Consider the following 14,561-nt stretch of genomic DNA (forward strand, 5'->3'; position numbering starts at 1 on the left):
ATAGCGCGCAGTCGCTTCCCGGCCGGTAGTGCTCGTGCGCTGCCAGCGCATGACCGCATTCGCACGTCGAAGCCGTTGCCACGACAACAGATCATAAGCGTCGCCGGCGAAGCCACAGCACGAGCAGCCCGCCGGCGGCGCTCGCGGCGATCAGGCCGAGGAAGGGCGGCACCCAGTCGGGGCTCGGCGGCGGCGCGGCGACGACCGGCGGCGGCGAGGTCGGCACGCTGGTCGACGGGGTGGTCGTGGGTGGTCCGGTCGTGGTCTGCGGCGGTGTTGTCGTGGTCGGGGGCGGTGTGGTCGTGCTGGTCGAAGGGGACCCGATCGGGCGATAGATGGCGATCCAGTCGACCCAGAGGCTCACCGACGACGGCGTGCTGGCGTTCGGGCACACGTCCCGGCACAGCTCGACGTGGGTCTGGAACGCCGGCCACATCGGCTCGGTGGGGATGAGCGAGCGGTCGGTGACGGTGCCGACGACGGCACCGTCCATTTCGTACTGGATGGAGGTCGGCAGCCAGTCGACGGCGATCGTGTGCCAGCCGCTGAGATCGCCGTGATAGACGTCGGCCTGTTGGACGTTGTCGCCGGCGCGGTGCGTGGTCATGGTGTCGGTGCCACGGCCGGGATCCTTGCCCCACACCTCGAAGTAGTCGATCTCCGGCGGCCAGTGGTCGGCCACCGGCCACAGCAGGGCGACGCCGCTGACACCGGTGCCCCGGTCGAGCCGAATCCGCGCCTCGTAGCGGCCGTAGGTGCGGACGGCATCCGGCCAGCCGGCGGCGCTGAGGCCGCCGCTGAGCCAGCTGCCGTCGGCCTGCCGGCTGGAGGTGACCTTGAGGTCGCCGCCCTCGGTCGTCACCTGGCCGGGCCGCCAGAACGTGGCGGCGCAACAGGTCGGATCGCCGTCGTACGCCGACCAGTGCGCCGGCAGCGGCCCGTCGAAGTCGTCGCGGGCCACGAGCTGCCAGCCCGAGGCCGGCGGCAGCGTCGACCCGAGCAGCATCAGCGCCACCAGCAGCCGGATCATCCCAGGGCGGCGATCATCCGGCCCATCAGCACCGCGAACAGCACGGCCCCGAGCACCAGGCCGGCCAGGTCCAGCAACCGCACCGGGCGGGGCCGGACCAACGGCGCGCCCGGCTCGGCCGCCCGCTCGGCCAGCACCGTCCGGACGACGATGACCGCCAGCCAGATCGGGCCGAGGATCGCGGCCAACACCACGAAAGTCGCTTCCGTCATGGCCCCACCTTCCGTGCCGGCGACCCGACGTAGACGCCGGGTTCGAGGCAGTCGCGAGTCACGACACTACCGGCCCCGATCACCACGTCGTCGCCGACGGTCACCCCGGGCAGGATCATCGCCCGCGCGCCGATCCACGCCCGGTCGCCGATGCGCACGGCCCGACCGCGCGGCGCCTTGGACACGCCGCCGTCGGGCGTGCGGTCGTGGTGCGAGGTCACGATCATCACCTGTGGGCCGAGCTGGCAGTCGCGGCCGATCTCGATCGGGGCCACCGCCTCCAGGTAGAGCTCGCGGTTGGCGAACGTGCCGGGGCCGATCCGGACGTGCCGCATCGGCCCGAGCAGCTTGGCCCCGGGGAAGATGTTCGGGGTTGCGATCCGGGCCCCGAAAGCCTTGTACCCCAACCAGCGCAGCGGCCTCGGCACCACGTTGCTGCCGAGCACGGTGTTCACCAGCACGCCCAGGGTCGCCGCCCACAGGTCGATGCGGGCCTCGCGCAGCAGTCGGCGGGCCAGGCTCATCGCGCCCCCTTCCGGGCCAGGAGTTGGCTGCCGTCCTCGGTGAACACGCGCTCGTAGCGGCCGTCGGCGACCAGCTGGTCGGCCAGTCGGGAGGTCCAGCCCGGTGGCGCTCCGAAGTAGACGGCGCCGTAGGAGTCCTGGGCGTGGTTGATCACCAGGTAGTCCAGGTTGGCCTTGAGCACACAGGATTCGGTGTTCGGGAACACGGCGCAACTGTCCTCCGCGGACACTTGGCGCACGTCCCCGACCCGTTGCCATTCCAGCGGGGCGTAGGACACGACGGTGCCGATGCTCTGGCCGTCCTTGGCGAGATCGTAGGCCTTCTGCACGACAGTGATGTCGGCCTTGGTGAACGCCACGTAGGCGTCGTTGCCGCCGCGGACCGTGACGGTCGCCAGTATGGCCAGCCCCAGCACGAATCCCGTGAGGTAGAAGCGTTTCGTGAGCGCGTTCAGGGCGATGCCGCCGAGCACCGCGAAGAACGGCAGCGCGAACAGGTAGCAGCGGATGAAGATCTCCCCGCCGTACGGCTGCAACACCGCCAGCCCGAACGAGGCCGCCGCCAGCGCCACCAGCACCAAGGACTTGCTGCCGCGCCGACGCAGCACGAGCACCCCGCAGCCGGCCAACACCGCCACCGCGCCGGTGATGCCCATACGGGCCAACAGAATCGCCTGTCGGCCGGTGTTGCCGACGAAGCGCTGCCCGATGCCCTGGTCCACCGAGGAGCTGAGGTCCCCCAGCGACCCGGTGATCACGCTCAGCTGCCCGATCCAGAACTCCCGCGCTGCCAACACGAACCAGCCGACGGCCAGGGCCAGCACCACGACCGGCAGCCACCGCGCCCACAGCCGGCCCCACAGCACCAGCACGATCAGCAGGCCGCCCAACAGGTACGGGGTCAGCTGGTGGGTCGGCGCGAGTGCCATCGCCAACAGGACGACAAGTCCCTCGGCCCGCAGCCGGTCGCCGGCCGAGTTGTTCGGGGCCGGCGGTCGCCGGACGTCGGCCCGGCGGGCCGCCAACGGGCTCGGGGCGACCAGATGCTGGAACGTGATCGCCAGCGCGGCCAACAGCAGCACGAACGTCGTTCCCTGCGGCGACGCGTAGTCCTGCTCGGTCCAGTTGGCCACCAGGAAGATCCACGCCGCGAGCCAGGACGCCCGGCCCGGGCCCACGATGGCCACCGCGATCGCGCGGACGCCGAGCACCGCCAGGCCGGAGAGCAACACCGGGGCCCAGTTCAGCAGCACCGAGGTGTCGTGCAGGCCGCTGGCCTCGGTCAGAAACGCCAGCAGGGCGAAGAAACCGGGCCAGCTGAACCTGGTGTCGAAGTCGTGCAGCACGTCGCCGTGCGCGCCGATGTAGTTGGCGAACCCGGAGTGCAGCCACGCCACCGGCAGTCGGGCCACCGGCTCCGCCGCCGGCTGCAATCCGTACACCGCGAACACCGCGACCACGGTGATCGCCGTCAGCACCGCGGTGCGTCGGTTGCGGGACAGCTCGGTGACGAAGGCCGCCACCAGCAGCGGATAGGCCAGGAGCAGCAGCGGCGACAGCGCCGGCAGGATCCCCAGGCTGCCCAGCGTCGTCGGGTCGATCTGGCGGAAGCCGAGCAGCCAGCACAGCACCGCCGCGCCGGTCAGCGCGAGCGGCCACCAGTCCCTTGTGGACCGTTCCGCCTGGATCTCCACCGGACGTTGTTCAAGAGTGGTTTGGGTCACGCAGCGCTCTCCTGACGCGCAAGTCGTTGGCGTAGCGTCACGGCGGCGACAGCGGCCACCGCCAGTTGCACAACAAGGAATCCGACGGCGATCGGCGCCAGCGAACCGGTCGGCAGCAGCGCCGCCACCGGCAGCATCACCGCCGCGCCGGCCAGCTGGAACGCCGCGACCGGCACGCCCCGGCCGTCGGCCTGGAACACGCCCACCGCCAGCAGGATCAGCAGGCGCGGCGCGAAAGCGATGAGCACCAGCACCAACGCCGTGCTGCCCAGCTCCGCGTAGTCGCTGCCGAAGATCGTCAGCAACGGGTGCGCCAGCAGCGCGCCGACGACGATCATCGGTCCGAACAGGACGACCAGCCGGTTGCCGGCCAGCTTCGCGAGCTCCTTGGCCCGGTGCGGTTCGCCGGCGATCCGGACCACCAGCGAGTTGACGAACCCGGTGGCCGCCACGTCCACGGCGTTGACCGCCGTCCACACCACGAAGAACACGGCCCCCGGCGCCGGGCCGAACCGGGCCGTGACGATCAGCGGCACCAGGTAGTACATCAGCGACTGGCCGATCGACGCCAGATAGGTCGGGCCCAGCAGGCCCACCACCTCACGCCGATCCGGCAGCACACCGCCGGGCAGCGTCCGGTCCCGGCGGCGCGAGGCCGTCACGACCACCACCGTCGCCCCCAGCACCGCCAAGATCGTCGGCACCGCCCACGACAGCAGAATGCCCAGCGCGCCAAGGGACGCCGCCAGCAGCAGCACCCCGATCCGGCCGATGCCGAAGCCCAGGTTCTTCACCAGCACCGCGCCGGCCCGGTCCAGGCCGGTCAGCACCGGGTCCTGGAACTGCAACACCGCCCAGGCCAGCGTCACCACCACGAACAGCGGCGCGCCCCAGCCCGGCACCGCCGCCGCGGCCTGTCGGCCGGACGGGAAAGCCAGGAACACCAACGATCCCAGCACCGCCCCGGCCATCACCACCGCGTACGTGCGGAGCAGCAAGGCGCCGCTGCGGCCGCCCGCCCGCGGCAGCCACCGCAGCACCGCCGGGCCGAGGCTGACCTGCGTCACCCCTGACACCAGAAGGAAACCGCTCGTGAAGGCCGCGGTCAGGCCGACTTCGGCCGTCGGCACCAGGCGGGCCGAGATCACCCAGCCCAGCAGTCCAGCCACCGACGTGAAGGCCGCCCCGGCCGACAGCGCCAGACCATCCCGCACCATGCGGTTGTCCGCCGCCACCGCCGTCATCGCGCACCTCGCAGCAGGTGATGCGTCAGCGGAACCATGCTCACCAACGCGAACACCAGCAGCGCCCGCTCCGGGTGCCAGTAGCCCAGCGTCAACATCGCCTGGCTCAACAGGATCGACAACGCCAGGCTCACCGCCACGGCCACGGTCCAGACGAACGACTGCCGCCACGGGCGGACATAGGCGGCCACCGCCCATCCTGGCACCACCAAGGCGAACGCCACCGTCAGCACCAGCCGCCAGGTCCCGCCCACGCCGACGAGCACCGACAGCGCGGTGCACGCCGCCACCACCAGCATCACCGAGGCGGTCCGCCGGCGAAGGATGAGGTCGGTCATCGCCCACCCCGCAACAACTTCAGGGGCGTCGGGGCCTTCACCTCAGCCTCGCGCACCGCCGCGGTCGCCAGCGGCTCCGGCAGACCGAGGCGACGCCGAGGCGCGGTGAACAGCCCCCGCAGCAAGGAGAACGGCCCGGACAGCACGCCCCGAAGCTCCGCCTTGGCCAGTTCCGGGGGAAAGTCGTTGGCCCGGTTGCGGTTGCGCGCCGAGTCACCGGCCAACAGGTGCCGAAGCCCGCCCCGAGCCCGCCGCGCCACGGCGAGCAGCTCCTTGGGCCGCCGCCCCACGTAGACGGCGAACAGGGGCAGCAAACCGTTGCCGTAGCCGCGCATCTGGCCGATAAGGTCGTCGAAGGAGCGTCGATGTTCGTGACGCACCACGGCATGCGGCGTGTAGACGAGCACGCCGCCGCTGCGCACCAGCCGGATGAACAGCTCCAGGTCCTCGCCGGACTTGGTGGCGCTGCCGGCCCCCAGCAGCGGATCGCAGCCACCGAGCTCCCGATAGGACATGGCCCGCCAGGCCATGCTGTTGCCGGAGCCGAAAAGCCCGGCGGCGAACGGATAGAGCGGCCCGGTGCGCACATCGTCCGAACCGGACGCGCCGCGGGCGTCGAACCGCGTGCGGCGGAAGCCCTTGCCGAACCCGCCCCACTGCTCGAACCACTGCTGCGCCGGCGTCTGCAGCGCGTACGGCAGCACCAGACCGGTCACGCAGTCCACGGCCGGATCGGCGAACTCGGCGACCAGCCGGTCCAGCCACAGCCGGTCCACCACGGCGTCGTCATCGGTGAACGCGACGATCTCCCCCGAGGCCTCGGCCGCGCCCCGGTTGCGGGCGTTGCTCAGCCCCCGCACCGGTTCCGGCACATAGCGCACGCGGGCGTCCAAGGCCTCAAGTTCCCGCAGGGCCGGCGATTCCGGCCGGTTGTCCACGACGATGACCTCGAGCCGCGGATACTGCGTGGCCAGCACCGACCGCACGCACCGAGCCACCAACTCCGGCCGCCCGGCGCTGGGCACGACCACCGTCACCGACGGCGTCAGCCGGCGTTCTTCTTCCGTGGCCGGCACATCCGCCAGCTCGTCCGGCTCCGCACCGGCGGCCACCATCACCTCGCCGATCACCGTCAGCCCGTCGCGAATCAAGACCCGTGCTGGGTAAGGGAACCGAGGAGGGTCCTCAGTGGACCGATCCCACTCCCCCACCGACACCTGCCCAAGCTCCTGGGTGGTGCGCACGAACTTCCCCCGCGCGTATCCGGCCGCCGCGAACAGCACCGACACGACCAGCGCCGCCGCCCCGGCGACGTGCAACCGCAGCAGCTCACGGAAAAACGCCGCGGGAATGATCCGCGACGTGTAAGCCCGCTCGGTCGACAACGCCGCCTCGGCCCCGACCAGCCGGGACACGGCGGCCTTGGAAATGCCCTCGCCCCACGACCGCCGACGCAGGTACGACCAGGTCAGCCGGTCCGAGCTGACCCGGTGCCGCACCAAGGCCCGTGGCTCGAACACGATGCGCGCCAACGGATCGTGCCCCCGCAACCGGATGCACAGCTCGGTCTCCTCGCACCCGACCGGCACGGCGCCGACCCGGCCCATGTCCTCGGTGAAGCCGCCGACCTCGTCGAACACCTTGCGGCGGAAGGACATGTTGCAGCCCATGAGGTTGCGGACCTCGGCCAGCCGAACCGGCTGCCCGGTGTAAGTGCAGCCCACGACCCAGTCCAGCTCGCCGCGCGCCGCCTCCCCGGGCCCGACCGGCAGAGTCACCGGCCGCTCGCCCGGCCACAACGGCGTCGCCGCGCCGCCGACCGCCATGACCAGCGGATCTTCGTACGGCGCCAGCAGCGACGACAGCCAGTCGGGGCCGGCGGCCGACGCGTCGTCGTCCAGGAACACCACGATGTCGCCGGTGGCGTGGGCCAGCGCGGTGTTGCGCGCGCCGGACAGTCCGCGCCGATTCTCGTTGGCCAGCACGGTCACGCCGGGGATCTCGGCGACGGCCCGCTCGGCCAGCGCCGGGTTGTGATCGATCACCAGCAGCAGCTGGTCGACCGGGACTGTCTGCGCGGCAACGGATTCGACGGCCGCGACCAGGTCGGGCCAACGCCGCTCGGTGTAGGCGCAGACGACAACCGTGACCGTCACGACGCGCGGTCTTCGGCCAGGTCGAACCGGGGCGCCGGCAGGTGCGGCCGCAGGGTGGTGATGCCCGCTCTGCGGGCCCGGCCCAGCAGCGTCGCCCGTCTCCGCTCGGCGATCAGGGTCTTGAGCACCCGGAAGCCGTCGCTGAAGGTCCGCAGGTTGCTCTCGCCGTGGATCCGCCGCCGCTCCACGCTCGGCACCTCGGTGACCCGCAGCCCGGCCGCGACGACCCGGCAGCTGATCACCGTCTCGATCTCGAAGCCGTCGCCCCACAGCAGGCCGCCGTCCGGCGCCACGCGCTCGATCGCCGGCAGGTCCAGCACCGGCACGATGTCGCGCCAGAAGGCGTTGTAGCCGTAGCACAGGTCGGAGAACCGGGTCCGGAACAGCGCGTTGGACATGCCGTTGAGGCCGGCGTTGCCGAGGTTGCGCAGCGGCGTGATGTCCTCGCTGCCGCCGGCCGCGCCGTAGCGGGTGCCCTTGGCGAAGTCCGCGCCCGCGGTCAGCGCGGCCACGAAGTCCGGTATCTCCGCCGGGTCGGCCGAGCCGTCCGCGTCGAACATGACGATCACGTCGCCGCTGGCCGCGAGGAAGCCGCAGGCCAGCGCGTTGCCCTTGCCGCGACGGGTCTGGCGCACCACGCGCACGCCCGGCAGCAGGCGACGGGCGGTGGCCACGGTGTCGTCGACGGAGTCCCCGTCGACCAGCACGACCTCGTGCACGGGTGGTAACTCGGGCAGCACCGCCTCCAGGTTGCGGGCCTCGTTGCGGGCCGGGACGACGATGCTCACGGTGGGGCGTTCGCTACGGGTCATGATGTCGTAACCAACCTCGACGAAGTGGATTCGCTCGGCATGTCCCGAATAATGCTGACGAGTGAACGTGTCGTCCAGAGGTGACGTTAAGTAACACACCACCCGAACGTGTGAACGATGAATGAACCCGCAGCTCTGCCCGGTTTTCGGGCACACTGTCAGTGGTTGTGACCCTGTTCACGCCATGGATGACATCGATCGGGGTAACGTCTGAGCCAGGAAGCCGATAGGGCGGATGTGAGGGCGCGATGAGGGCCGCGATGCCGGCGGTGTCGGTCTGCGTGCCCGCCTACCAGGCGGAACGCTTCCTGGGTAGCACGATGCGGAGCGTGTTGGCACAGAATTTCGAGGACCTCGAGCTGATCGTTCTCGACAACGCTTCGACCGATCACACCGAACATGTCGCACGTTCTTTCGACGATTACCGCATTCGGGTGATACGCAACTCACGGGTGCTCCCGCTCGCCGAGAACTGGAACCTGGCCGTGCATTACAGCCGGGCTCCGCTGGTGAAACTTCTGTGCGCCGACGACCTGCTGCGGCCCGATTGTTTGCGGTTGCAACATCAGGCCCTGATCGGCCGGCCCGATCTCGCACTGACCGCCAGCCGGCGTGATTTCGTCGACGACGCCGGTCGCCGGCTGGTCGCCGGCCGGGGCCTGCGCGGACTGATCGGCACGCACGATCGGACCGCCGTGGCCCGCCGGGTCGTGCGGGACGGCGGAAATCCGGTCGGCGAGGCCGGCTCGGTGCTGTTCCGCCGGGAGCACTTCGACGCGGTCGGCGGCTTCGACCACCGCCTGCGTTTCCCGATGGATCTGGACCTGTGGCTGCGGCTGCTCGACCACGGCGACTTCCACGGCCAACCGGAAAGCCTCGCCGCTTTCCGCATCCGCCCCGGATCCCTCTCCGGCGCCGCCGGCCGCGCCGAATATGACGAGCAGCGCTCATATACTCGGGGAATCAACGGCGTGCGCTCCGTCGACCGCGCCGTGAGCGCCGTCAACGCCCCCGTCTCCCGTTTGCGCAGGCAGGGCCTGTTCGCCCTGGCCGGCTACTACGCTCAGCAATCGTGACCCGGCCCCAGCCGATCACCGCGGTTCACCCCTGAGAGCGAACGGGCAAGCCTCCCGGTCCGTGGACACACACCGAGACGCGCACTTCCCGATCCGACACGCGCACCGAGATGCGCACTCCCCCATCCCGTCCCCCGCGCCAACCCCCGCATTCACCACCTCATCCCATCACCACCCCTCCGCTCCAGCCCCGCCCCTCTCGCTCACCGTCGACCTCTGAGACGACCGGTCATATCTACCGACATGAACGACTTGGCGGCGGCGCGCCTACTCGCGCGCCGCCGACGGGAAGCCGTTGCTGGACCCGGTGATGGTGTCGATCGACATCAGCGGCGTCCGGTTCACCTGACCGCGGCGGCGTGCTGGCGCAGGGCGTGCTCGGTCAGCTTGATCAACGTGTGCTTGGTCGACTGCCGGTTGCGGGCGTCACACGGCATGATCGGCACCGACTCGTCGATGGTCAGCGCCTCGCGCACGTCGTCGATCCGGTGGTGCAACATGCCGTCGAAGCAGTTGACCGCCACCACGTAGGGCAGCTGCCGGTCGTCGAAGAAGTCGATCGAGGCGAACGCGTCGCTCAGGCGTCTGGTGTCGACCAGCACCACCGCGCCGATCGCGCCCCGCACCAGGTCGTCCCACATGAACCAGAACCGGTGCTGGCCGGGCGTGCCGAACAGATAGAGGATCAGATCGCTGTCCAGCGACACCCGACCGAAGTCCATCGCCACCGTGGTGGTGACCTTGTTCGGCGTGGCCGACAGATCGTCCACCCCTAGGCTGGCCTCGGTCATCACCGCCTCGGTCGTCAACGGCACGATCTCGGACACCGACCCGACAAAAGTCGTCTTGCCGACCCCGAAGCCACCGGCCACCACGATCTTCGCCGAGACCTTCGACGGCCCACGGCCCGTCAACGCGAGGCCACCCGACTGTGCAGCTGCGCCCGCACCGCCGGGGTCAGCTCCTCGCCGACCCGCTCGACCAGCCTGGTCATGGCGTAGCCCACCAACCCGATCTCGCAGTACGGCGAGGTCAGCACGGTCAGGCAGGAGCCGTCCCCGATGGCCATCACGAACAGGTAGCCGCGCTCCATCTCCACGATGTTCTGCCGCACCTCACCCGCCTCGAAACAGCGGGCGGCGCCCAGCGTCAGGCTGACCAGCCCGGAGGACACGGCCGACAGCTGCTCGGCGCGATCCCTGGGCAGGCCGGCCGAACTGGCCAGCAGCAGGCCGTCGGTGGACACCACGATCGCGTGCGCGACACCGGCGACGCGGTCGACGAAGTCGTCGAGCAGCCAACTGAAATCCTCTATCGTGGTCTCGCTGGTCACTCCTGCTCCTCCTTGCCGGTCCCGGCCGGAAGGACCGGAAGTTCACCGGACAGCATGTCCGCGTCGGACTTGCGTCCCACCTGGACACCATGCTGGTACGTGGACAGCCGACTGCGCGTGTGGTCGGCGGAACGGCGTTGTCCCCCATGGGAAACCGCCTGCTGCTTCTGCGGCCGGGGCGCGGCCGAGCCCGGCAGCAGCCGCGCCTTGGGCACCCGTTTGGGCAGACCGGCCGAGGTGACGTCGTCATCGGCCGTGGTGGTCACGGCCGCTTTCGCCGCCTGCCAACCGGAATCGCCGGCCGACTCCCAGTCGGCGACCGCCCGCGGCCGGGCGTCGACGTCGCGCGGACGGCCGGGCCCGAACTCCTTGGCCGGCTTGGCCGGCGTGCGGCCGGGCAGCGTTGCCTTCTCCCCCAGGGGTTCGCTGCCTTCGGCGGGACGGAACCACCGCGGCAGCTCCAACTCCTCGGTCTGCTCCAGTCGCGGAGTCGGCGGCTTCGCGGCCTTGCCCGGGCGGAGCGCGGGCGGCTCGTAGTCGCCGGCCGCGTCGGCCGTCTGCTTCTTGCCCGGCCGTTCCGCGAACAGGTCGGCCGATGCCGGCGGCGCGGTCAGGGCCGGCCGGGCGCTGGGCCGGCCGGCGGCCAACGACGCGGTCTCGATCACGGTGTCCGCCCCGACTTCGAGCTCCAACACCAAGTTCTTGGGCACGAGCACATGCGCGGTGGTGCCGCCGTCGATGTCGTCGTTGTTGCGCAGCCGCACCTTGATGTGGTGTCGCTTGGCCAGCCGCGCCACCACGTACAGGCCCATCTGCCGCGACACCGCCACATCCACGTCCGGCGGGTTGGACAGTCGCTCGTTGGCCCGGGCGACCTCGTGCTCCTTCATGCCCACGCCGACGTCGCGAATCTCGATGGCCAACTCGCCCTCACGGTTGCGAGCGCTGCGCACAGCGACCTTTGTGGACGGTGCGGAGAACGCTGTCGCGTTGTCCAGCAACTCGGCCACCAGGTGCACAAGGTCGTTGACGATCGTGCCCTGCACCGCGAGATCCGGCGCACGAACCACCTGGACCCGGGCGTACTTCTCCACTTCGGACACTGCCGCGCCCAGCACGTCCGACACCGGCACCGACCGGGCCATTCGCCGCACCAGCCCGGTTCCCGACAACACCAACAGGTTCTCGCTGTTGCGCCGCATCTGGGTGGCCAGGTGGTCCAGCTCGAACAGGTGCGCCAGCTGGTCGGGATCCTCCTCGTCCTTCTCCAGCTTGTCGATGACGCCGAGCTGCCGTTCCACCAGCCCCTGGATGCGGCGGGACAGGTTGACGAACATGTCGTTGATGGTGCCGCGCAGGGCCGCCTGCTCGGCCGCCAGCCGCACCGCCTGCTGGTTCACCACGTCGAAGGCCCGGGCCAGCTGGCCGACCTCCTCGGTGGTGTGCACCGGAACCGGGGGCACCGCGTCGGTCGCGGCGGCGATCGGGTCAGCCGTGGTGAGGATCTTCCTGATCGCCTCCGGCAGCCGGACCCGGGCCATGTCCAGCGCGTTCTCCCGGAGCACCCGCAGCGGGGCCAGGATCGAGCCGGCCACCAGCGTCATCAGCGCCAGCGCCGCCAGCAGCGCGGCCAGCACCAGCGCGCCGTCGCGGAACGCCGCCTGCCGCGCGGTGTCGGCAAGGTCGGCCGCGTCGGCCGCGGACCGGTCGGACAGCCTGGTCATGACCTGGAGCACCAGCTTGTCGGTCTGGTCGGCGATCGGTCCCACGTCCGCGGCCGCGATCTCGACCGGCCGGTCCGCGTCCGCCTGCACGAGGGACAGGTTCACCAGTCGGTTGCGCTCGTCGACCGGTGGGCCGCTGACCGTGTCGGCGAAGAACTGCCGGTCGTCCGGGCCGGCGATGGTCTCGAAGTCGGTGAGGGCCGAGTCGAATCCGGACCGGGCCGAACGCATCGAATCCTCGCCGCCCGGCGGGAAAGCGCGGTGCTCGGCCGCCGACATCAGCAGCGAATTCTGTTGGGCCAGCTGCTCCTTTGCGTCATTGAGCGCCTGCGCCGCGCCGGCCACCGGGCCGATCTGAGGATCGCTCACGCCGCTGGCCGCGACCCGGCAGGCCTGCAACAGCACGCCGATGATCTGGGTGTACGCCGTGAACGCCGCGGAATCGGGATACTGCGTGGATTGGGCGCTGTTGCGCAGCGGCCCGAGGCCGCCCAGCGCCTCCAGCCCTTTGCGGGCTGACGTCGACACGGACTCGTCCATGATGTCCGGCGCGTTCACCGTGTCGGTGAAGGCGCTCACATCATTGTCCACCGCGGTGAAAGTCGGGGCCAGCGCGGCAAGTCCGTCCTTGCGATCGCTGGCCAGATAGGAGATGACGGCGCTGCGCTCCCGCTGGAGGTCGTCCACGGCCTTGGTGGCCGCGGCGTTGACCGCCAGCGCGCGCTGAACCTTGCCCAGCTGCGCCGCGTCCTGGAGTTGTCCGCTCAGTCGCAGCGCCCCCAGCGTCAGCATCGCCAGCGTCGGCACGATCAGCACCACCAACAGCTTGGTGCGCAGGCGCCAGTTGCGAATGAGCCGCGGCCGGCGTCTGTGTCGTGGGGGCGGCGCGCCCCGGTGTGTGCCCGTGTCGGCTCCGGCTGGTGGCGCGTCTGATCCGGCTGGCTGGCTGTGCACTTCCCGCACCCTCGGCACACTCCCCACAAGTCGAGAGGGGAATTAACCCCGAATCGCCAGCAGCCGATTCTGGAGGAAACGCCGCCGGGAAATGACCGCCAGGCGGCCGCTGTTGATGACACCCATCGGCGTAAAACAAGTTAATACGAAAGTCGCCAGCACGGGTCAAACCTCGTGGTCACGCTCTCACGGCCGCCCCCCGTGACCGCGATGGGACCAAGGTCCCTTGTGGGGCCTCGTGTTCACCGCGACATTGACGTGAACGTCGAGTGAAATGCTTTTCCTGTGAAACGCCTGGACGCTTCTTGACACTGTGGTGACGCCGGGTGTTCGATCTGCCCGTTCTCATTGCCGATCCGTTGGCAGTCACCTCGTTATGTCTTCTTCGCCCAGGAGAGCCACTGATATGGCACGACGCCACGGCACGCACTCGCCCACTTCCCGGCGGCCCTCGGCGCTGCTCGCCGCCACGGCCGCGGTCGCGCTGCTGACCGGGGGCTGCAGCCTGCTGAACGGCTCCGGCCCGCAGGACACGGCGGCCGCCGGCACGGCGGTCTCGGTGGAGAAGCCCACGATCCGGATCGGCATCATCGCCAACATCGACTTCGCGCCGGTCAAGCTGGCCGAGAAGCTGGGCTACTTCAAACAGGAGGGGCTCAACGTCCAGGTCAAGGTCTTCCAGGCCGGCCCGCAGGCGCTGCCCGCGCTGGCCAGCGGCGACCTCGACGTCTCACTGGCCAACTACGTCAGCTTCTACCAGGCCGAGGCCAAGAAGACCATCGACGCCAAGGTGATCGCCGACGCCTACCAGGGCAGCCCGAGCGCCTTCGTGGTGCTGGCCAAGCCCAGCTCCGGCATCAAGAGCGCCAAGGACCTGGCCGGCAAGAAGGTGTCGGTGCACCAGAAGGGATCCGTGGCCGAACTGCTGCTGAAGGCCACGTTGCAGGACAACGGCGTCAGCCCGGACTCGGTGTCCGAAGTGGAGGTTCACTTCCCGGACATCCCGGCCGCGCTGGCCAGCAGCCAGATCGACGCCGGCGTCGAGACCGAGCCCTACATCACCCAGGCCGAACAGCAGGTCGGCGCCCAGCCGGCGATCAAGCTGATCACCGGCTCCACCGCGGACATCCCGTTGAGCGGCTACATCGCCACCTCCAAGTTCGCGGCCGAGAACCCGAAGACCATCGCCGCCTTCCAGCGGGCGATGATCAAGGCCCAGAAGGACGCCGCCGACCGCACCATGCTGGCCCAGGTGCTGCCCGAGCTGACCGGCGTGGACAAGCAGAGCGTGTCGCTGCTCAACCTCGGCGTCTTCCCGACCTCGGTCGACGCGACCCGCCTGCAACGCGTGATCACCCTGATGAAGACCTACGGCGGATTCACGGCCCCCTTGCAGGCCAAGGATCTGCTCGTGCCGACGCCGAGCAGCTAACG

Annotated in this window: 13 protein-coding genes; 2 read left to right on the forward strand and 11 right to left on the reverse strand. The window is 70.3% G+C overall.

Annotated elements, in window-relative coordinates; genetic code table 11:
• Positions 1-91: 91 nt before the first annotated feature.
• From ACIG5F_RS14430 to ACIG5F_RS14465, 8 genes are read right to left on the reverse strand one after another with little or no spacing between them, the layout of a single operon-like run.
• A complete protein-coding gene (locus ACIG5F_RS14430; RefSeq protein WP_396518138.1) occupies positions 92-1,030 on the reverse strand; it encodes a family 16 glycosylhydrolase in 939 nt (312 codons plus the stop codon).
• Positions 1,027-1,242 (reverse strand): hypothetical protein, encoded by a 216-nt coding sequence (locus ACIG5F_RS14435; RefSeq protein WP_396518139.1) that lies wholly within the window; start codon positions 1,240-1,242, stop codon positions 1,027-1,029. The genes ACIG5F_RS14430 and ACIG5F_RS14435 overlap by 4 nt, the downstream gene beginning before the upstream one ends.
• Complete coding sequence (locus tag ACIG5F_RS14440; protein WP_396518140.1) at positions 1,239-1,766, reverse strand: acyltransferase; 528 nt, start codon at positions 1,764-1,766, stop codon at positions 1,239-1,241. Before ACIG5F_RS14440 ends, ACIG5F_RS14435 begins: the two co-directional genes overlap by 4 nt.
• Positions 1,763-3,490 carry a hypothetical protein gene (locus ACIG5F_RS14445; protein WP_396518141.1) on the reverse strand — a complete coding sequence of 576 codons (1,728 nt, stop codon included), beginning with the start codon at positions 3,488-3,490 and terminating at the stop codon, positions 1,763-1,765. The genes ACIG5F_RS14440 and ACIG5F_RS14445 overlap by 4 nt, the downstream gene beginning before the upstream one ends.
• Entirely contained in the window at positions 3,487-4,734 is a 1,248-nt protein-coding gene (locus ACIG5F_RS14450) for a lipopolysaccharide biosynthesis protein (protein ID WP_396518142.1), read from the reverse strand. Before ACIG5F_RS14450 ends, ACIG5F_RS14445 begins: the two co-directional genes overlap by 4 nt.
• On the reverse strand, positions 4,731-5,072 hold the full coding sequence (locus ACIG5F_RS14455) for a hypothetical protein (protein ID WP_396518143.1): 342 nt from the start codon (positions 5,070-5,072) through the stop codon (positions 4,731-4,733). Before ACIG5F_RS14455 ends, ACIG5F_RS14450 begins: the two co-directional genes overlap by 4 nt.
• Entirely contained in the window at positions 5,069-7,228 is a 2,160-nt protein-coding gene (locus ACIG5F_RS14460) for a glycosyltransferase (RefSeq protein WP_396518144.1), read from the reverse strand. Before ACIG5F_RS14460 ends, ACIG5F_RS14455 begins: the two co-directional genes overlap by 4 nt.
• Positions 7,225-8,040 carry a glycosyltransferase family 2 protein gene (locus ACIG5F_RS14465; RefSeq protein WP_396518145.1) on the reverse strand — a complete coding sequence of 272 codons (816 nt, stop codon included), beginning with the start codon at positions 8,038-8,040 and terminating at the stop codon, positions 7,225-7,227. The genes ACIG5F_RS14460 and ACIG5F_RS14465 overlap by 4 nt, the downstream gene beginning before the upstream one ends.
• A 260-nt stretch (positions 8,041-8,300) precedes the next feature.
• On the opposite strand from ACIG5F_RS14465, the gene ACIG5F_RS14470 reads away from it, so the two are divergent.
• Entirely contained in the window at positions 8,301-9,116 is an 816-nt protein-coding gene (locus ACIG5F_RS14470; RefSeq protein ID WP_396518146.1) for a glycosyltransferase family 2 protein, read from the forward strand.
• A gap of 341 nt (positions 9,117-9,457) precedes the next feature.
• Here the strand turns inward: ACIG5F_RS14470 and ACIG5F_RS14475 are convergent, their stop codons facing one another.
• Genes ACIG5F_RS14475 through ACIG5F_RS14485 form a run of 3 tightly spaced genes read right to left on the reverse strand, consistent with a single transcriptional unit; the run spans position 9,458 to position 12,989 of the window.
• On the reverse strand, positions 9,458-10,030 hold the full coding sequence (locus ACIG5F_RS14475) for a GTP-binding protein (RefSeq protein ID WP_396518147.1): 573 nt from the start codon (positions 10,028-10,030) through the stop codon (positions 9,458-9,460).
• Entirely contained in the window at positions 10,027-10,449 is a 423-nt protein-coding gene (locus tag ACIG5F_RS14480; RefSeq protein ID WP_396518148.1) for a roadblock/LC7 domain-containing protein, read from the reverse strand. The genes ACIG5F_RS14475 and ACIG5F_RS14480 overlap by 4 nt, the downstream gene beginning before the upstream one ends.
• The gene (locus ACIG5F_RS14485) at positions 10,446-12,989 is read right to left on the reverse strand and encodes a nitrate- and nitrite sensing domain-containing protein (protein WP_396518149.1); all 2,544 of its coding nucleotides are present in this window, start codon (positions 12,987-12,989) and stop codon (positions 10,446-10,448) included. The genes ACIG5F_RS14480 and ACIG5F_RS14485 overlap by 4 nt, the downstream gene beginning before the upstream one ends.
• 544 nt (positions 12,990-13,533) lie before the next feature.
• Between ACIG5F_RS14485 and ACIG5F_RS14490 the strand changes: the two genes are divergently transcribed.
• Positions 13,534-14,559 carry an ABC transporter substrate-binding protein gene (locus tag ACIG5F_RS14490; RefSeq protein ID WP_396518150.1) on the forward strand — a complete coding sequence of 342 codons (1,026 nt, stop codon included), beginning with the start codon at positions 13,534-13,536 and terminating at the stop codon, positions 14,557-14,559.
• Positions 14,560-14,561: the final 2 nt, after the last annotated feature.

Source organism: Kutzneria sp. NPDC052558 (assembly GCF_044547355.1).
In the GTDB taxonomy this organism is placed as follows: domain Bacteria; phylum Actinomycetota; class Actinomycetes; order Mycobacteriales; family Pseudonocardiaceae; genus Kutzneria.